The sequence below is a fragment of the Mycolicibacter heraklionensis genome (genome assembly GCF_019645815.1).
Lineage (GTDB): Bacteria > Actinomycetota > Actinomycetes > Mycobacteriales > Mycobacteriaceae > Mycobacterium > Mycobacterium heraklionense.
The window spans coordinates 2105628-2124301 of sequence record NZ_CP080997.1; the positions used below are offsets into that span (position 1 = coordinate 2105628).

Annotated in this window: 16 protein-coding genes; 13 read left to right on the forward strand and 3 right to left on the reverse strand. The window is 60.3% G+C overall.

All coding sequences use genetic code 11. The annotated features are described in order from the left end of the window. Window positions 1–2: 2 nt before the first annotated feature. Both K3U94_RS09840 and K3U94_RS09845 read right to left on the reverse strand, forming a co-directional pair. Window positions 3–1604 (reverse strand): acyl-CoA carboxylase subunit beta, encoded by a 1602-nt coding sequence (locus K3U94_RS09840; protein WP_005086599.1) that lies wholly within the window; start codon window positions 1602–1604, stop codon window positions 3–5. Between the two features lie 351 nt (window positions 1605–1955). Then, entirely contained in the window at window positions 1956–2630 is a 675-nt protein-coding gene (locus K3U94_RS09845; protein WP_005086598.1) for a TetR/AcrR family transcriptional regulator, read from the reverse strand. Between the two features lie 68 nt (window positions 2631–2698). Here K3U94_RS09845 and K3U94_RS09850 point away from each other — a divergent pair, with 68 nt between their 5' ends. After that, window positions 2699–3568 (forward strand): metal-dependent hydrolase, encoded by an 870-nt coding sequence (locus K3U94_RS09850; RefSeq protein WP_005086597.1) that lies wholly within the window; start codon window positions 2699–2701, stop codon window positions 3566–3568. Window positions 3569–3751: 183 nt separating this feature from the next. On the opposite strand, the gene K3U94_RS09855 is transcribed toward K3U94_RS09850, so the two are convergent. Then, on the reverse strand, window positions 3752–4384 hold the full coding sequence (locus K3U94_RS09855) for a TetR/AcrR family transcriptional regulator (RefSeq protein WP_005086596.1): 633 nt from the start codon (window positions 4382–4384) through the stop codon (window positions 3752–3754). Window positions 4385–4512: 128 nt separating this feature from the next. On the opposite strand from K3U94_RS09855, the gene K3U94_RS09860 reads away from it, so the two are divergent. The 12 genes from K3U94_RS09860 to K3U94_RS09915 all read left to right on the forward strand — a co-directional run bounded on the left by K3U94_RS09860 (window position 4513) and on the right by K3U94_RS09915 (window position 18587). After that, entirely contained in the window at window positions 4513–5367 is an 855-nt protein-coding gene (locus tag K3U94_RS09860; protein WP_005086595.1) for an SDR family NAD(P)-dependent oxidoreductase, read from the forward strand. Between the two features lie 13 nt (window positions 5368–5380). Continuing rightward, window positions 5381–6304, forward strand: coding sequence for a hypothetical protein (locus tag K3U94_RS09865; RefSeq protein WP_005086594.1), 924 nt, complete (start codon window positions 5381–5383; stop codon window positions 6302–6304). Beyond that, window positions 6301–7794 (forward strand): flavin-containing monooxygenase, encoded by a 1494-nt coding sequence (locus K3U94_RS09870; RefSeq protein ID WP_005086592.1) that lies wholly within the window; start codon window positions 6301–6303, stop codon window positions 7792–7794. The genes K3U94_RS09865 and K3U94_RS09870 overlap by 4 nt, the downstream gene beginning before the upstream one ends. Window positions 7795–7838: 44 nt before the next feature. Next, window positions 7839–9356 (forward strand): flavin-containing monooxygenase, encoded by a 1518-nt coding sequence (locus K3U94_RS09875; protein WP_005086591.1) that lies wholly within the window; start codon window positions 7839–7841, stop codon window positions 9354–9356. After that, a complete protein-coding gene (locus tag K3U94_RS09880; protein WP_016895701.1) occupies window positions 9353–10318 on the forward strand; it encodes an alpha/beta hydrolase in 966 nt (321 codons plus the stop codon). Before K3U94_RS09875 ends, K3U94_RS09880 begins: the two co-directional genes overlap by 4 nt. Before the next feature lie 76 nt (window positions 10319–10394). After that, a complete protein-coding gene (locus K3U94_RS09885; RefSeq protein WP_005086589.1) occupies window positions 10395–11924 on the forward strand; it encodes a flavin-containing monooxygenase in 1530 nt (509 codons plus the stop codon). Window positions 11925–12039: 115 nt separating this feature from the next. Further along, on the forward strand, window positions 12040–13497 hold the full coding sequence (locus tag K3U94_RS09890) for a cytochrome P450 (protein ID WP_005086587.1): 1458 nt from the start codon (window positions 12040–12042) through the stop codon (window positions 13495–13497). Next, a complete protein-coding gene (locus tag K3U94_RS09895) occupies window positions 13494–14147 on the forward strand; it encodes a transglutaminase-like domain-containing protein (RefSeq protein ID WP_005086585.1) in 654 nt (217 codons plus the stop codon). Before K3U94_RS09890 ends, K3U94_RS09895 begins: the two co-directional genes overlap by 4 nt. 26 nt (window positions 14148–14173) lie before the next feature. After that, complete coding sequence (locus tag K3U94_RS09900) at window positions 14174–15793, forward strand: fatty acid--CoA ligase (RefSeq protein WP_005118169.1); 1620 nt, start codon at window positions 14174–14176, stop codon at window positions 15791–15793. Window positions 15794–15831: 38 nt separating this feature from the next. Next, entirely contained in the window at window positions 15832–16977 is a 1146-nt protein-coding gene (locus tag K3U94_RS09905) for an acyl-CoA dehydrogenase family protein (protein ID WP_005086582.1), read from the forward strand. Between the two features lie 49 nt (window positions 16978–17026). Beyond that, entirely contained in the window at window positions 17027–18085 is a 1059-nt protein-coding gene (locus K3U94_RS09910; protein ID WP_005086581.1) for a BtrH N-terminal domain-containing protein, read from the forward strand. Window positions 18086–18176: 91 nt separating this feature from the next. Next, entirely contained in the window at window positions 18177–18587 is a 411-nt protein-coding gene (locus K3U94_RS09915) for an SCP2 sterol-binding domain-containing protein (RefSeq protein ID WP_005086579.1), read from the forward strand. Window positions 18588–18674 lie beyond the last annotated feature (87 nt).

Consider the following 18674-nt stretch of genomic DNA (forward strand, 5'->3'; position numbering starts at 1 on the left):
CATCACATCCGGAACACGCCGTAGCCACGCTGGCCACGGACCTCGCCGTTGTGGATCACCGACAGGCAGAACCCGAGAACGGTCCGCGTATCGCGGGGATCGATGATCCCGTCGTCGTAAAGTCGGCCGCTGTTGGCCAGTGCGACGGATTCGCGCTCGATCTGTTCCTCGACGGCGGCGCGCATCTGGGCGTCGGCCTCCTCGTCGAAGGGCAGCCCGCGGTCGGCGGCGGACTCGCGCGCCACGATGGACAGCACTCCGGCCAGTTGCGCCGGACCCATCACGGCCGACTTCGAGTTAGGCCAAGCGAATAGGAAACGCGGCGAGTACGATCGCCCGCACATGCCGTAGTTCCCGGCACCGTAGGACGCACCCATGGTGATGGTCACGTGGGGGACCGTGCTGTTGGATACGGCGTTGATCATCTTGGCGCCGTCCTTGATGATGCCGCCCTGTTCGTACTCGGCACCGACCATGAAACCGGTGGTGTTCTGCAGGAAGATGAGGGGGGTGTCGATCTGATTTGCCAGTTGGATGAACTGCGAACCTTTCTCGGCCTCCTCACTGAACAGGATGCCCCGTGCGTTGGCGAGGATGCCGACTGGGAAGCCGTGGATCGAGGCCCAGCCGGTGACGAGTGACGTGCCGTAGAGAGGTTTGAACTCGTCGAAGGCCGAGCCGTCGACCACTCGGGCGATGACGTCGCGGGGGTCGAAGGGCACCTTCGGATCGACCGACGCGATGCCGAGCAGCTGATCGGGGTCGTGCACCGGTGGGTGCGGCGGCGTGGTGGGTCCGGGGCCGTTCTTCCGCCAGTTGAGCCGCGCCATGATGCGACGGCCGATGCGGATCGCATCCTGCTCGTCCTCGGCCATGTAATCGGCCAGCCCCGAGGTGCGGGCGTGCATGTCGGCGCCGCCGAGCGACTCGTCATCGGAGACCTCGCCCGTGGCCATCTTGACCAGCGGCGGACCCCCGAGGAACACCTTGGAACGGTTGCGAACCATCACGACGTAGTCGCACATGCCCGGGACGTACGCACCTCCAGCGGTGGAGTTGCCGAAGACCAAGGCCAGTGTCGGCAGCCCCGCTGCGCTGTGCTGTGTCAAGTCGTGGAACAGCTGTCCGCCGGGCACGAAGATGTCTGCCTGTGTGGGCAGGTCGGCGCCGCCAGACTCGACGATGTTGATGATGGGCAGTCGGTTCTCCCGCGCGATGGCCATGCCGCGGAACACCTTGCGGAAGGTATAGGGGTTCGATGCGCCGCCGCGGACGGTGGGGTCGTGGGCGATGATCATCGACTCGATGCCCTCGACTACGCCGATGCCGACCACCACGCTACCGCCGACGGGGAACTTACTGCCCCAGGCGGCGAAGGGACATAGTTCGAGGAACGCCGTGTCGGGGTCGAGCATCAGCTCGATGCGCTCGCGGACGAGCAGCTTGCCCCGCTTGCGGTGGCGCGCAACGTATTTCGCGCCTCCGCCGCCGTTGACCAGCGCCAGTTGCTCCACGATGGTGTGGAGTTGCGCGCTCAGTCCTTCGCGGTTCTTGAGATACCCGGGCGCGGTGTCGTCGACCCGGTCGGGCAAGACCTGTACCAAAATTTTCCCTCCGGGCGAGCATCGACGTCATCTGCTAGGCGCTGATGTTAGCCGCAATTAACATCAGGTGACAACGGCGGCAGGGCTTGCGTCAGATTTGTTTCCCGCGCCGCGATTCCGTCGAAGCGCGATGGATCGAAGCGGTGCGCTTCGCTGCAGATCGAGCGATCAAAGGAATTGACTGCGGGCGCGACGGCACACACAGGGCCCTTGCTAGGTCGTATCGAGTTCCTCGTCCGGCGCGCGTGGAGTCTACGGTCGCGATCTCGGGTGAACGCCAGCAGTGATTATCAGCGTCGCGCCATGCGCCTCAGCCAACCGAGTCGTATATAAATCCGGGTCGGTCAGAATCTATCGGGTCTCGTCAACTGCGGCCAGCCGCGGAGCGGCCTGATCAGGCGCCTGCCCGAGGGTATATAGGCCGAGACTGCCGAGAAAACCCGCACAGTGCTCGATAAGCATTTCAGTCGAGAGGTTCAGTTGTCCGTCTATCCAGCGACGGAGTATCTCGAACAGGCCCCCGACACCGTAGGTGGCGGCGAGATCTGCGACTTGAAGCACCTCGCTGGGTATATCGAGGTGCAAGCGGGCCTCTCTGAGCACCAGCTCCGCAAAATCGGTCATCAGCTCGCTTCGCAGCTGCCGAAGGAGGGGTTCTGCGCCCGATTCGACAAACAGTATGCGGGCCATGCTGGGATCGTTCTCGATCACCTGAACCAGGGCCTTGATCGGAGCGTAAGCGAGTTCTTGAGGAGCAACCGTGTCGTCCGGAATGGCGCTGGTTATCACCGCCTGGAAGGTGGCGGAGATCTTGGCAAATACCGCGCGCAAGAGTGCGTCTCGGTCGCGAAACTGCTGGTAGAAGTACCGGCTCGTCACTCCTGACTTCGCACACACGGCGGTCACGGTGCACGCGGTAGCTCCGTGGGTGCCCATGATTGAGACCGCGGCATCAATCAACATCACGCGGCGCTGCGCATCGCGTTGAGCTGCGGACAGCCCGCCATAAACACGTGCTGGACTCATGTCCTACAGTCTGGCAGTCTTATCTGACAAGGCATAAAGTCAGATCCAACTTCGAGGAAGGACCTCCAGTGTCGGAAGATCAAGCCCGGACCAGGACCCGCGTGCTGCCAAAACCCAGGCGTGTTCGTTTTCCGATGCCGACCTCCACGAAGCGGCAACACTTCGTGGATGGCGACCTGGTGATGAGCCATTTCATCTCGGTGCTTTCTGCGACGTTCCCGGAAGGCGAGGATTTCTTCATCCGATCGGTCAGGAACTTCCAGAGCTCCATCGACGATCCCCAATTGGATACAGCGGTCAAGGGTTTCATCGGACAAGAGGCCACACATCGACACCAGCATCGTCTCCTCAACGAGCGACTCCAGGTCATGGGGTATCCGACGGCGCGAATCGACCGTCATGTCGCACGCCTGATCAAGCGATTGGAACGGCGCTTTTCGCCGGAAATGCGGCTGTCCATGACCTCCGCGTTGGAGCACTACACCGCTACGCTGGCAGAAATCATTCTTACCAGCGAAGACGCCCAGAAGCTCATCGGACAGACAGAGGTTCGACCGATTCTGCTGTGGCATGCCTTCGAGGAGTCGGAGCACAAAGCGGTTGCCTTCGATGTCTATCGGCTCGTGGGAGGAACCGAGCGCACCCGTGTACGCGGCATGCGGATCGCTTCAGTAATTCTGTTCGGCGAACTCATTCTGCAGACTGCCCTGTCCATGGCCGCTGACAAAGCCTCATATAACCCGGTCACGTTGGTGCGCAGTCTGTACCGCTTCAGTCGCACCCCGATGTTCACCGCCGATGCGCTGCGGCGTTTCCGTTCCTACAATCGCCCGGGTTTCCATCCTGATGATTGGGACAGCGCCGCGGTCCTGGAGCATTGGAGCAAAGAACTGTTCGACCAAGACGGTTCACAGCGAGTTATCGCTTCGTCGGGATAGCAAAGATGCGGAAGTGCGGCGACGCAGGAGCACCGTTCCTGCGTCGCTCCTTCCGAACAGGGTGCGACGCGTCGGTCGACTCACGGATTCGGTGCTCGGTGGCCGGTGAAGGTGGCGGTCGGACCCGCAAATGCGGTTCGCAGCGATCGCCACGGGGCTGGCTGGCCCTGTTGTGAGCCTCGATCAGTCGCTGATGACATAGCGTTGAGCCAGGGTTTCAGCAAGTCTGCTGGTGTGCGCGACCACTTCTTTCTCGGTCACCGCAAGCAAACCGGAGTGCCAGGCGGTGATGACTTCGACGAATCCCCCGACAGCGATCAGGGTGTCCATGCGAAGGGCTATCTCGTCGGCATCTTGTCGGAGGTGTGGCCGGCTTGCCTCAACGACCAACTGCGTTGCTTCCTGTAGCGCCACGGCGCGGCGGTCTTGTAGCGGTGAGCTACCGACATGCTGAGCGAGGAGGATGCGTGCCCGGCCGGGATCGCGTGCGATCCGGTCGACCACGATGGTGATCGCCGCGGTGATGGTTTCGATCGGCGGCCGATTCGCACGCTCGTTGAAGAGCGCGGCGACCTCGCCGAGCATGTCATTGCGGACGCCATCCCACGCAGCAACGAGCAGCTCATCGCGCGTCTTGAAGCCCTCGTAGAAGTATCGATCGTTCAGCCCTGTGCGGGCGCATACGCCGCGCATAGTGACCGCGGCCCAACCGCTCTCACTCCAAATCTCGGTTGCGGCCTCGATCAATTGCTGCCGTCGCTCGGCACGACGCTCGGCCCCGGTCCGACCACCCCAGCGCTTGTTTCTCGACCGCACCTCTCCATCTTGACAAGGTGCTCGTTCCACCACCAAACTGGTGGCATGCGACACCAATGGTGGCTGGTGCCCCCAGATGAGAGTTTCCCCACAGCAGACGTCCATGTCGCGACCCGAAAGGCAGACGGATGAGATTGCTGCCCTTCGGCGGCGCACCAGGCAGAACGCACCGCGCCGATGCAGTCGTCACGGGCGCAGGAAGCGGTATCGGCCGCGCATTCGCCGTGGAGCTTGCGCGCCGAGGTGGACGCGTGGTGTGCGCCGACAAAGATCCCGTCACTGCAAAAGAGTCGGCAGAGTTGGTGAGGCAGGCTGGCGGCGAGGGCTTCGACATCGCATGCGATGTCACCGATCTTGAGCAGGTCCGCAACCTCGCTGATGTGAGCGAAGACTGGTTCGAGAAGGCTGCGAGCCTCGTCATCAACAACGCCGGAATCGGTGCGGGCGGCAACCGCATCGGCGCGACGTCGATCGAGGACTGGAACGCGGCGATTTCTGTCAACCTCTGGGGCGTTATCTACGGCTGCGAGACTTTTGTGCCTCGGCTCCGCAGCAATGGGCATGGCGGAGTCATCAATGTGGCGTCGGCAGCGAGCTTTGGCTCGGCCCCTCGGATGGCGGCTTACAACGTGAGCAAGGCCGGGGTGCTCGCTCTGTCGGAGACATTGGCGGCCGAACTGAGCGGTACTGACATCAACGTCACAGTGCTTTGCCCCACCTTCGTGAAGACGAACATCGTCAACAATCCTCAAATCGACGAGGCGGCTGCAAGACTCGCGGCCAACCTGATGAAATGGACCGGCATTTCGCCACAGCACGTTGCTCGAACGACGTTGAACGCGCACGATCGCGGACAAATTTATGTAGTACCCCAACTCGATGCCAAAGTCTTGTGGCAACTCAAGAGAGCCCTACCCGGCCCCTTTACTCGCACGCTGGGCCTCGTGGAGCGCATGGCCTCATGGAACGATTCAGCCGAGTAGAGGAGCAGGGAAAATGGCTTTCGCATACAGTGACATGCTCGAGACAATCAAAAACAAGCAATGGGCTCTTGCCGATATCGATTGGAACGCCCCTGGCGCGGAACTGATCACCGATGAACAGCGTCCCAAACTCAAGCAATTCATGTCCGACGTGGTGTGGATTGAGCATGTTGGAGCACGTGCCTTCGCCGCGATGGCTCCAAAGGCGCCATTCGAAGCGCTCGGAGACATTTACCGTTACTTTCACGCCGAGGAGCAGCGTCACGCCAATGCCGAACTTGCCTTGATGCGTCGCTGGGGCATGCTCGAGGAAGGCGAGAAACCGGTCCCGAACAAGAATATTCGGCTGGTCATCGAATGGCTGGACCGTTATGCGGAAGCCCTGCCCCTGACCGTCATCGGGGCCGCGATTCCGGCACTGGAGACTGCGCTCGATGGAGCGCTGCTGAAGTTTCTCCTCGATGAGGTTGACGACCCTGTGTGCGGGGAGGTGTTCAACAAGGTCAACAGCGACGAATCAAGGCATCTCGCGGTTGGCTTCCAGGTCTTGAATGACCTGGGCGCCAGCCCGATGCGAATCCACGCCATTCAAACTGCGGGTGCTCTTGTCGACCCGCGAATTCTCACCGGCGCTTTGCTGTATATCCCGCTCCTGACGCGCATGTTGATGAATCTCAACGCTATGGGTCTGTCCGAGGAGAAGTTATACAACGCAGTGACGCGGTATGCCAATGTCGGCGATCGCAGTGAGCATACGCGGAGGGTGCCCGGCTATCACATCTTGAAGGCGCACATGTCGTCGTCCATCAAGCGGTCCCAGCCTCTGCACTTCGTGTCTCAGCGCCTTGGCAATGCGATCGATGTTTTCCCTGTTCAGATTTTCGGTCGGCCGCCATCCTGGACGGACGAACTGACCTACGAACCGGTTGCCAAATGACAGGCACCACGACGACGTTGATCGTCGGCGCCGGGTTCGCAGGTATCGGTGCGGCGATCAGACTGCTTCAAGAGGGCACGGATGACTTGGTCATCCTGGAACGGTCAGATCGCGTCGGAGGCACCTGGCGAGACAATACTTATCCCGGTGCGGCCTGCGATATTCCCTCGCTTCTCTACTCCTACTCGTTCGAGCCGAATCCGGGCTGGACTCGTACCTACTCGGGGAGCGCTGAGATCCTCGAATATATCGACGATATGGTCGCCAAGTACGATCTTGCCCGGTTCATCCAGTTTGATACCGACGTGACTGCCTTGGAATTCGATGAGAGTGCCGGCATCTGGATGGCCGACACGGCAGATGGAAAGCGGTATCACACCCGGTCAGTTGTGATGGCCAGTGGACCACTTGCCAACGCCAGCTTTCCCGATATTCGGGGTATTGACTCGTACGGTGGAAAAAAGATCCACAGCGCTCGATGGGACCATGGCTACGATCTCGGCGGTAAGAGGGTTGCAGTCATCGGGACAGGCGCGAGCGCGGTTCAGATCATTCCCGAGCTCGTAAAGTCGGCTGCCTCGGTCAAAGTCTTCCAGAGAACGCCCGGCTGGGTGTTGCCCAGGGTGAACTTCAGGCATCCGGCCTGGGCGCGTTCGACCTTCACACACCTGCCGGTGAGCGAACAAGCGCTCCGCGACGCGTGGTTTTGGGCCCACGAAGTGATGGCAGTGGGTATGGTCTGGAACACCGCCGCGACGTCCGCGATACAGCTGGCGGCCAAGGCTCATCTCCGTCGGCAGGTGAAAGACTCCTGGTTGAGACGTCAGTTGACGCCCCATTTCAGGCCTGGATGCAAGCGCATGCTCATGACCAGTGATTATTACCCTGCGCTACAGGCGGATAACTGCAAGCTGATCAGCTGGCCGATCGCCACATTGTCACCCAACGGTGTTCGGACCGCCGACGGTGTCGAGCACGAAGTGGACTGTATCGTATTTGCCACTGGCTTCGATGTGGCCAAACGTGGCACCCCGTTCCCGATTAGCGGCCTCGGCGGTCGGAAGCTCGGCGATGAATGGTCTCAGGGGACATTTGCCTTCAAGAGCGTGAGCGTGGCCGGGTATCCGAACTTATTCTTCACTTTCGGACCGAATTCGGGGCCAGGCCACAACTCGGCGCTCGTATATATGGAGGCTGCAATTGACTATATAGTCAAGGCGATCAAGCTCCTTCAGCAAAATGACATCGGCACTTTGGATGTGAGGGAGGATCGTCAGGACCGCTATCACTCCGAAATTCAGCGCCGCCTTCGACGAACGACTTGGAATTCGGGGTGCAGCAGTTGGTATTTGACCGAGGACGGCTACAACGGCACGATGTACCCAGGTTTCGCGACCCAGTTTATGAGAGAACTATCCCGCTTGGATCCTCATGATTACGTGATAACCCGGCGCGACGATACACACGTCGAGCTGACGCAATCACTCTGAATACAAGTTTGCAAGGCTGACCGTCAGAACGGTGAAATACAGGAATGGATCGCAAGTCCGACCGTAATTACGAGATAATTATCATAGGAGCTGGATTTTCCGGCATCGGGTCTGGCATTAGCTTGATGAAGGCGGGATTTACCGACTTCTTGATGGTTGATGACGCCGATGGCGTAGGTGGTACGTGGCACTGGAACACCTACCCGGGTATCGCTGTCGATATACCGTCGTTCAGTTATCAATTCTCATACGAAATGCGGCCCTCTTGGTCGCGCACGTACGCCCACGGCAATGAGCTCAAAGCCTATGCCGAGCGATGTGTTGAAAAGTATCGGCTCTGGGACCATATTCGTTTCAACACAACCATTACCGAGGCTTGTTTCGACGAGAACGCAACACGGTGGCATTTGACCAGTGCCAATGGTGAGGAGTTCACGGCACGCTTCGTGATAAATTGCTCCGGCGTTCTCAGTCGGCCAAAGTGGCCTGAAATCAAGGGGGTGCGAGATTTCGCCGGCGTTACGCTCCACACGGCTAGATGGGACAATGCCAAAGATCTCAGCGGGAAGAGGGTTGCAGTAATCGGTACCGGTGCATCGGCGGTGCAACTGATACCCGAAGTCGCAAAGAAAGCAGAGAGTCTGACGGTATTTCAGCGAACTCCAATTTATTGTCTGCCGAAGCCAGACTTCCCCATACCGACGTGGGGTGGAAGGCTTCTACATTTCCTGCCGGGGGCACAATTGGCGACCCGGACCGCCAGCCAGGCGTTCGTGGAAATCACTTTCCCAATCGCCGCTCACTTTCATACGGTGATACCGTTCGCCGATGTCATGGAGAGCGCCGCAAAGCGGTACATGCGGCGTGAGGTCCATGACCCGACGACGAGAGAACAACTCATTCCGCGCTACTCGTTGGGCTGTAAACGACCCAGCTTCCACAATTCCTATCTCGCAACCTACAACCGGTCCAACGTTTCGCTCGAGACGAGCGGCATAACCCATATCGACCATGCATCCGTCCATACTCGAGACGGCAAAGCTCATCCCATTGACGTCTTGATCCTGGCCACCGGCTTCAAAGTGATGGAGTCGGGCAACATGCCTACTTACGTATTGAAGGGACGCGGCGGGCTGGAGCAGGCTACATGGTGGGGCGAGCATCGACTGCAGGCCTTCGAAGGGGTGAGCGTCCCGGGATTTCCGAATCATTTCAACATCTTCGGCCCGTACGGCTACAACGGTTCCTCGTACTTCACGCTCATCGAGGCGCAGAGTCGGCACATCGTCCGGTGTCTTCGTCGCGCGCGGGCGCTGGGTGCTAACTGGGTGGAGGTCAAGAAGGAGGCGAACGACCGTTATTTCGCCGAAGTGCTAAGGCGGCGTCACAGACAGGTTTTCTGGCAGCCGAGCTGTTCCAGTGCCAACAGCTACTACTTCGACAGGCACGGTGACGTTCCACTCCGTCCATCAACGACTCTGGAGACCTATTGGCGGAGCCGCACCTTTCGCCTCTCGGACTACCGATTCGAGAATCGGCCCGAAGAGGTGTGTCCCCGGTGACCAGAATGGATGCCCCTGACTGGCAGCCCAGTCTTGCCAGTCATCTCGTCGCGATGTCCTCGCGAACCACGCTGCGGCCACTGGCGCAGCTGATGCCATCAAACGCCTACGGACTTGCGGTGATGGATCGCGTGCTTCGAACAGCGCTCGTAGCCTCACGGCCTCGGCGCGGCGTCACAGTGCGCAAGGTTGACACTGTATTCGCCGGAGGCCCGGTTCGTGGGGACTGGATCACCACGCCTGCCATTAATCCGCATGCCAACCCTTTGCTGTACATCCACGGCGGCGCCTATTCTATGTGCTCGCCGGAGACGCACCGCGGTCTTCTTGGTGAACTCGCCTCGGCGAGCGGGCGCCCCATCTTCGCAGTGAAGTATCGTCTTGCCCCGCGGTATCCCTATCCCGCAGCCGCGGACGATGCGCTGAATGCGTATCGCTGGCTTACCAGCGGAGGGTCCCCGGGTTCTTGTCAGCGCACCGTCGCGGTTGCCGGCGATTCAGCGGGCGGTCAGCTCACGATGGCCACGGCCTTGGGCGCTCGTGCAGTTGGATTGCCGCTCCCTGATGCGATGCTGCTGATGTCTCCCGTCCTGGATCTCAGGTGCGAACTTGCCAGAGCGCGTGAACTTCGCCGCCGGGATCCTTTTGCCTCCGCTCAATCAGCGGCGCGCGCTCTTGACCTCTACGTAGGTGGCGCAGATCGCGGAGATCCGCGCCTCAGCGTGCTTGACGCGGACCTCACCTCGATGCCGCCGATCCTCATTCAGGTGGGCGGGAGAGAAATGTTGATCGATGACTCGCGCCGTCTCGCCGAGCGACTTCAATCAGCTGGATCCCACGTCGACATCCAGGTATACCGGGGACAGATCCATGTATTCCAGGCTATGTTCCGGATTCTTCCCGAAGCCCGAGACGCGATTCATCGAGCGGGACGCTTCCTTGAAGCCTCGGAAGTCAGGTGAAAGTGTCCGAACAGGCAATGCTCCTACACCTACACCACCTCGACCGCCGCAGCGTGAAGTCAGTCGTCTCTGCCTCATGAGCAGCAACTTCGCGACGGCCTGTCGCGCGTACGATCCGTCGATCGTGATCATCGGGGCCGGCTTCGCCGGGGTTGCGATGGCCCACCGGCTGAAGAAGGACGGGTTCACGAACTTCACGATCCTGGAAAAGGCTGCAGACATCGGGGGTGTTTGGCGTGACAACACCTATCCGGGAGCGGCCTGCGACGTGCCGTCAGCGTTGTACTCACTCTCGTACAAGCCCAATCCTCGTTGGTCACGGCGATATGCCGAGCAGCCCGAGATACTCAAGTACCTCCAACAACTCGTGGAGAGTGGCGGACTGGCCGCGCATCTGCGTACCCAGACCGAAGTTGTCGCAATGACCTTCGATGACCAGCCAGGGCGTTGGACCCTGGTTACGAACTCGAACGAGACAATAACCTGCGATGTCGTCGTCTCGGCCGTGGGTCAGCTCTCCTTGCCCCACGTACCCGTTATTGCCGACGCAGACACCTTCCAGGGGCCGCGCTTTCATTCGGCGCGTTGGGACCGATCGGTTTCGCTTCGCGGCAAGCAAGTAGCCGTCATCGGCACAGGAGCTAGTGCCATCCAATTCGTGCCACACATCGCCCAGGAGGCGGAGCATGTCACGCTATATCAGCGCACGGCTCCGTGGATCTTGCCGAAGTGGGACAGCAGGTATGGAGTCCTTCACGACAGGGTGAGCGAGTTATTGCCGATGGCGCTGCGCCTCGAGCGTTTCGCGGTATGGCTAATTTTCGAGTTGCTCGCTGTGACGCTAGTCGACGCGAAGCCCCTCTCACGCGTCCTCGGTGCGATCGCGCGCCGCCACCTACATCGGCAGGTTGCTAGCCCATCTTTGCGCGAGCAATTGATGCCTTCGGACGCGCCAGGGTGCAAGCGAGTGCTGTTCTCGAATGATTACTATCCAGCAATCGCGAGTGATCGCGTGTCGTTGGTGCCGAAGGCTATCGCAGAGCTCTGCGACAACGGTGTCAAGACCGTGGATGGAAAGTTTCGTCCTGCAGATGTCGTGATCTACGGAACCGGGTTTCGCGCCACCGATTTTCTCGCCCCGATGTCCGTGCGCGGCTCTCGCGGAGTCTCCTTGGCCGAGGGTTGGAAGACCCAGGCGTACGCATATCTGGGCATCACTGTCCCCATGTTCCCGAACCTGTTCCTGCTTTATGGTCCCAACACGAATGTGGGCTCGGGGTCGATCCTCTACATGATCGAGTCACAAGTCCGTCACATCGCAACGCTCATCAAAGCCGTGGCTGCTCATCCGGGTCATGCGATCGATGTCAGGGCGGAGAGCGCGCAACGCTACAACACGCGCTTGAGAAGGCGACTACGGAGGTCGGTGTGGGCGCTGTGTGCGAGCTGGTATCGAACCTCGAGCGGGGAAATCCCGACGAACTGGCCGGGGCCTACCTTGGTTTATCGACTCCTTACCCGGAAGCCGCACAGCGGCGATTACGTCTTGAGAAACGTCGGGCGTCTAAAGGTCGGAGACCCTGCAGAACCGAGCCTGGCCGACTAAGGGCACGAGACGCGCACTTAACCGCTAGGCCAATAATGTCTAGATATTGACATCAATGGCATCTTTGTAAAGACTGGTGGACGCCGTCAAAGCGGCCCAGCGTCCAGGAGGAACCATGACGAATCACCTTCTCGCACCTGCGCACCACGTGAAGGAGCGGTTGTCCTCTGTGATCATGGTCCCCGCGCCTCACGCCGTCGACGACAGATGGCGTCGATGGAGCCGGGACTGGCCGGTTCGTGAACTGGCACCGGCACCCGCGGGCAGTGGATTGAAAGCCGTCCGGGGGGATGCCGGACTGCCCTTCGTAGGTCACACGCTCGACTACATCCGATTCGGCTCGGATTTCAGTCGAGAGCGCTACGACCGTCTGGGTTCGGTGTCGTGGATGGGCGCGTTCGGCACCAAGATGGTGGTCATCGCCGGCCCTGACGCCACTCGAGAGGCGTTCACGAGCGAAGCGAAGGCATTCTCTCAGGATGGCTGGTCCTTCCTGATCGACGCCTTCTTCCATCGCGGTTTGATGCTCATGAGCTTCGACGAGCACTTGATGCACCGGCGCATCATGCAGGAGGCGTTTACGCGTCCGCGCCTGACCGGATACGTCGAACAGGTAACGCCATGCGTTCGCTCGGCAGTGCCTGCGTGGCCGGTGGGCCCGTCGGTTCGAATCTACCCACTGTTGAAGGAACTCACCCTCGACATCGCTACCGACGTCTTCATGGGCGGCCGCGGCAAGGACGAGAGCGATGCTGTCAACAAGGCGTTCGTCGCTACGGTCCGGGCGGCGAGTTCCCTTGTGCGTGCTCCGCTTCCGGGAACCAGATTCCGCGCTGGTGTGCAAGGGCGGCGCGTTTTGGAGGACTACTTCTTCCGGCATCTGCCGGCCGCGCGAGCCGGTGAAACGGAGGATCTGTTCGCTGCTCTCTGTCAAGCCACGACCGAAGACGGGGAGCGGTTTTCCGACGAGGATGTGGTGAATCACATGATCTTCTTGATGATGGCGGCCCACGACACCTCGACGATCACCACCACAGCGGTCACCTATTTCCTTGCCAAGTATCCGCAGTGGCAGGAGGCTGCGGCTGCGGAAGCCGCGGCCATCGGTGACGGGTTGCCGGACATCGAGGCCCTGGAGAAGATGACGGTCATCGACCTCGTGATCAAGGAAGCGCTCAGACTGCTTGCACCTGTTCCGCTGGTGATGCGCAAGACGGTTCGAGATGTCGCCATCGATGGATATCACATCCCCTCGAACACGTTATGCGCTATAACGCCTGCCGTAAATCACTTCGATCGAACGATCTGGAGTGATCCGGGGCGGTTCGATCCCTCACGTTTCGACGAGCCTCGGCGCGAAGACCAACACCACCGATTCGCCTGGGTTCCGTTCGGAGGTGGAGCGCACAAGTGCATCGGCATGCAATTCGGGACGCTCGAGGTCAAAGCAATCCTGCACAGGATGCTGCGTTCGCTCACCTGGACGGTGCCGGAGAACTATCACGTCCGATGGGACAACACCTCCCTGCCCATTCCGGTGGACGGACTTCCGTTGCAGTTGAAGCGCCGATGACCGTCGACCACAGGCCCTACCTCGAACCCACGGAGTTTCTTGACTGGCAACAAGATTCGGTACGTGACTTCGTGTCATCGACGATCCGTGATGCCTGCGGCGACACCGAGAAGGCCATCGCCATCTTCACCGCGGTCCGTGACTCCATTTGGTACGACCCCTACACGGTGACCGACAACCCGCACGCGTATCGCGCCAGCACCGTCGCGACCGCAGAACGGGCCTACTGCGTCCCGAAGGCCGTGCTCTTGACTGCAGCGTGCCGAGCGGCGGGAATCCCGGCGCGGCTGGGGTTCGCCGACGTCCGAAACCACCTCCAGACCAAGGCATTGCGCGAGCGGATGGGTGGTAGCGACGTTTTCGTCTACCACGGCTACAGTCTCATGTTCCTCAACGGTGCGTGGGTAAAGGCCACCCCGGCGTTCAATCGCGAGCTGTGCGCACGCTTCGGTGTCTCGCCGATCGAGTTCGACGGCCGTAGCGACGCGCTACTCCATGGTTTCACCGCTGACGGCACCCAGCACATGGAGTATCTGCGCGACCGGGGAGCCTACGACGATCTACCCCTAGCAGACATCCTGCAAGCACTGAGAACGCATTACGGCACATTCATCGATCAGCCGAACAGCCGTCCCGACCTCTTCGCCTGAAAGGGCACTACACGATGCAAAGCACAATGCAAAATGTTCCGCTCACGGTGTCGGCGATCGTCCAGCATGCGGCAGCCATACACGGTGACAGCGAGGTCGTCACTCCGACCGGAAATGGATATCGGAGAACGCCTTACCGCATTGTGCTGGCGCGAGTGGCTCGCCTTGCCAATGCGCTGCGCAGTCTTGGCGTCACGGCAGACCAACGCGTGGCCACCTTCCAGTGGAGCAACCAGGAACATCTGGAGGCCTACTGTGCGATTCCCTCCATGGGCGCGGTCCTGCACACGCTCAACATTCGTTTGGCCCCAGAGCAACTGGCGTACATCGCCAACCACGCGAGCGATCAGATCGTCCTAGTCGACGCTTCGGTTGCCCCGTTGTTGGCGCGCGCGCTCCCAGCGATGGCGTCGGTGCACACCGTCATCGTCACCGGAGAGGGCGACCTTGCCCCGCTACAGGGATGCGGGAAGACCGTTCTGCGTTACGAGGAAGTGCTTGCCGGCCAAGAAGAATCATTCGACTGGCCTGAGCTCGACGAGCTGTCCGCCGCGGCCATGTGTTATACGAGCGGTACCACCGGAGATCCCAAAGGCGTCGTCTACAGCCACCGTTCGACGTACCTTCACTCCCTGACCGCCTGCACAGCTAACGCTTTGTCAGTCAGCGAGGCCGACCGTCTGCTGGCCATCGTCCCAATGTTTCACGCCAATGCGTGGGGGCTTATTTACGCAGCGTTGATGTCCGGTGCGGATCTGGTACTGCCTGACCGGTATCTCCAAGCCGAACCGTTGGTGTCGATCATCGAAGACACCAGACCGACCTTGGCCGGTGCAGTGCCGACGATCTGGAACGATGTCGACCGATATCTGGATTCGCACCCTGAGCGGGACATTTCTTCGTTACGGCTGGTCGCGTGCGGGGGGTCTGCTGTTCCGCTTTCGTTGATGCGGGCATTCGAAGAGAAGTACGACGTGCCCATTGTGCAGGCCTGGGGTATGACCGAAACCTCTCCGTTGGCGACCGTTGCACGTCCGCCTCACAGAGCCGACGCGACGCGGCGCTGGGAGCTGCGCGCATCCCAGGGCCGGCCGATCTGCGGTGTCGAAATCCGGTTGCGGGACGACGACGGGAAAGACGTGCCGTGGGACGGGCAATCAGTTGGGGAGATCCAGGCGCGCGGTCCCTGGATCACCGGGTCCTATTTCGGAGACAACGATACGGAGAAGTTCGACGAAGGATGGCTGCGTACCGGTGATGTGGGCAAGATCGAGGCCGAGGGCTATCTGACACTGACCGACCGCTCGAAAGACGTCATCAAGTCAGGTGGCGAATGGATCTCCTCGGTGGAGCTGGAAAACACGCTGATCGGCCACCCTGCCGTGTACGAAGCGGCGGTAGTCGGCGTCGCGGACGATAAATGGCAGGAAAGGCCGTTGGCGCTTGTCGTCGTCCACCCCGGAACCGATGTTGACATTGACCAACTCCGATCGTTCCTTGCGGACAAAGTCGCCAAATGGTGGATTCCCGAGCGATGGAGCTTCGTGTCCGATATTCCGAGAACGAGCGTCGGAAAGTACGACAAAAAGGCCATCCGTGCGCGCCACTCTGCCGGCGAATACCTCATCGAAATCGAAACGTCATAACGTCAAATCCCTGAAATTCCAACTGTCGGAAGGTAATCATGTCCTCACCAATCTCTCCCTGGATGAATGCCGAATTACTCGAGCTTCGTGACCTCGCTGCGAAGTTCTTCTCGGCCGAATTGGCGCCGCATGCGAACCGCTTTGCAGACCAGCACCACGTCGACCGAGAACTGTGGAACCGAGCAGGCGAGCTGGGCCTGCTCTGCATGTCTATACCTGAGGAATACGGCGGAGGCGGTGGCACTTTCGCGCACGAAGCGGTCGTGCTTGAAGAGCAGGCCCGCATAGGTGACAGCTCATGGGGCGCGGGACTGCACAGCGGAATCGTCGCCCACTACATCCTGCAGTACGCGACTGAAGAGCTGCGCGCGCAGTGGCTTCCCAAGATGGCGTCCGGTGAAATGATCGGGGCGATCGCCATGACAGAACCGGGGACCGGGTCCGATCTGCAGAGCGTCAAGACAAAAGCCCTCCTGGACGGTGACGAGTACGTGATCACCGGCTCCAAGACTTTCATCACCAACGGCCAACAGGCCGACCTCATCATCGTTGTTGCCAAGACAGATCCGAGCCAGGGCGCTGCGGGCATCTCTTTGATCGTTGTCGAGGCTGACCGGGCGGGATTCCGGCGCGGCAAGGTTCTCGACAAAATCGGCCAGCGCGGCCAGGACACCTCCGAGTTGTTCTTCGATGAAGTGAGAGTTCCGCGCTCGCATCTACTGGGCCAGTCTGAGGGACAGGGCTTCATTCAGCTGATGACGCAGCTGCCACAAGAGCGACTCATCGTCGCGGTGGGGGCTGTCGCAGCGATGGAACTTGCCCTGGAGCAGACGCTCAAGTACACCCGTGAGCGGGAGGCGTTCGGTCGGCCTGTCTTTGGCTTTCAGAACACTAAGTTCACGCTGGCTGAAGCCGCGACAGAAACGCGCATCGCACGAGTGTTCCTCGACTACTGCATCGACCTGCACCTTGCGGGTCAACTCGACGTGCAGACCGTCGCCATGGCGAAGTGGTGGACCACTGAGCGAGCGATGAAGGTACTCGATGACTGTATGCAGCTTCACGGCGGATATGGCTACATGACCGAGTACCCCATCTCGAGGTTGTGGGTGGATCAGCGCGTGCAAAAAATCTATGCCGGCACGAACGAGGTGATGAAGGAAATCATCTCGCGTTCCCTATGACTCAGAGGAGTTGCCGCCCGCACGTTAGTCATCTAGAGGAGGAGGACTGATGGCATCGATGGTGGTGCCGTATCGCCACGACATGGGCGGCCACTGCGGATCGGGGGCTCTTCGGGATTTGACCGAATGGGCCGGGATCCGTTGGGGTGATGACACCCCGGACGAAGGCATCGTGTTTGCTCTCGGCGGGGCCCTCGACTTCTCGTATGTTCGCTCGGCCCACCTACGTCCACCGATCTACCTCGTTGGACGCAGCGCGGACCTCGAAGACGAATACTTGACCCGGTTGGGCGCGCGCTTCGAGTGTCGTTCGACAGACGACCCCGATCTCGGGTGGAAATGGGTGACCGAACAGATCGATGCCGGTACGCCGGTCATGGTGTGGACTGACATCGCCGAATTGCCCTATCTGAGAACGCGTCTGAGTATGAGCCGGCACGATGTCGTGATCGTAGGGTACGACGACGACGAGGAACTCGCCTTCGTGGTCGATAACGATCGCGATACACCTCAAGCCGTGCCTTACGAGAATCTACGGAAGGCGCGGGCATCGACGGGATTTCCCGTCCCCACGCGGCACACCACCTACGTAGTCGAGTGGCCCGGCGCGGCACCAGATCTCGGCAATGCTGCCCGGTCGGCCTTCCGTAGGTCCGCGGACGCGATGCAGGGTTCGTGTGTGAGCGCGCCGATCACCGAGGACTCCGATTGTGAAATTCAGGTGCGTGGGCTACCAGGGGTATCGACTTTTGTGGAGGATCTCAAGCGGTGGCCGAAGATCTTTGACGACGACACCCTCGACGGAGCCTTGTTTGCGCTGAGCGCCTTCATCGAAAAAGCCGGAACCGGAGGCGGTCTGTTCCGAGATCTGCAAGCACGTGGATGTCGGCGCGTCGCTGAAGAGTTGAGTTTCGAACCTGCGTTTAAAGCAGCGGAGGCTGCAAAGACCGCATCTGAGTTGTGGACCGCGGTTGCGCACGCCGCTTATGACCGCGGTGCAGATCCGCACCGAAGAGCGAGCGGCGCCGCGTCCGTGGCTGCGCAATTGCCGACAGCCGAACGTCGACTCGCGGAGGCGCTGAGGGAGGCAGGAGATCTACTCCTATGAGTTCTGATTGCTTCGGAGCAAGCCGAACTGGTTGCGACCCAGCAGATTTATTTGAGCGCTTTGAATTGTGTCATAAGAAGGGAGAATCACGATGGCTGTCTTCGCTGATGCGGAAGAGGTTTACCGCTACCTCGCCGGCATCTTTCGACGAGGTTTGGAGAACGAAGACCTTGCGAACAGACTTGCCGGGTCCGGGGTGGTGTTACGGATCCACTACACCGATCCGGATGCGGTACTAACCGTGGATATGCCGGAGAAGGTCGTAGAGACCGGCGCGGACAGTGGCGTTACACCGAATGTCGAATTGTTCATGTCCGCGGATACCGGCAACAGGTTCTGGTTGGGGAAGGTGAACTTGACCATGGCGATGGCGAAAGGAACTGTACGAGCGAAAGGTCCTGTCACCAAACTGATCAAGCTCATACCGCAGGCAAAGAACCTCTTTCCGGAATACCGGGCAATCCTTGAGGCCGACAAGCGTCACGACCTGCTCAATGTGTGATGTCGGTGCGGTACCGCGCCCGGGCACGGGTGAGCGGCGCGGGCCTCTGGGCGATGTGCCCGGAGATCATCCAGGACAGTTCGCGCG

Coding starts and splice junctions, on each gene's coding strand:
- K3U94_RS09905 (WP_005086582.1), top strand. CDS start 15,832: ATGTCCTCACCAATCTCTCCCTGGATGAATGCCGAATTACTCGAGCTT.
- K3U94_RS09895 (WP_005086585.1), top strand. CDS start 13,494: ATGACCGTCGACCACAGGCCCTACCTCGAACCCACGGAGTTTCTTGAC.
- K3U94_RS09870 (WP_005086592.1), top strand. CDS start 6,301: ATGACAGGCACCACGACGACGTTGATCGTCGGCGCCGGGTTCGCAGGT.
- K3U94_RS09875 (WP_005086591.1), top strand. CDS start 7,839: ATGGATCGCAAGTCCGACCGTAATTACGAGATAATTATCATAGGAGCT.
- K3U94_RS09860 (WP_005086595.1), top strand. CDS start 4,513: ATGAGATTGCTGCCCTTCGGCGGCGCACCAGGCAGAACGCACCGCGCC.
- K3U94_RS09845 (WP_005086598.1), bottom strand. CDS start 2,630: ATGAGTCCAGCACGTGTTTATGGCGGGCTGTCCGCAGCTCAACGCGAT.
- K3U94_RS09900 (WP_005118169.1), top strand. CDS start 14,174: ATGCAAAATGTTCCGCTCACGGTGTCGGCGATCGTCCAGCATGCGGCA.
- K3U94_RS09890 (WP_005086587.1), top strand. CDS start 12,040: ATGACGAATCACCTTCTCGCACCTGCGCACCACGTGAAGGAGCGGTTG.
- K3U94_RS09910 (WP_005086581.1), top strand. CDS start 17,027: ATGGCATCGATGGTGGTGCCGTATCGCCACGACATGGGCGGCCACTGC.
- K3U94_RS09915 (WP_005086579.1), top strand. CDS start 18,177: ATGGCTGTCTTCGCTGATGCGGAAGAGGTTTACCGCTACCTCGCCGGC.
- K3U94_RS09865 (WP_005086594.1), top strand. CDS start 5,381: ATGGCTTTCGCATACAGTGACATGCTCGAGACAATCAAAAACAAGCAA.
- K3U94_RS09885 (WP_005086589.1), top strand. CDS start 10,395: ATGAGCAGCAACTTCGCGACGGCCTGTCGCGCGTACGATCCGTCGATC.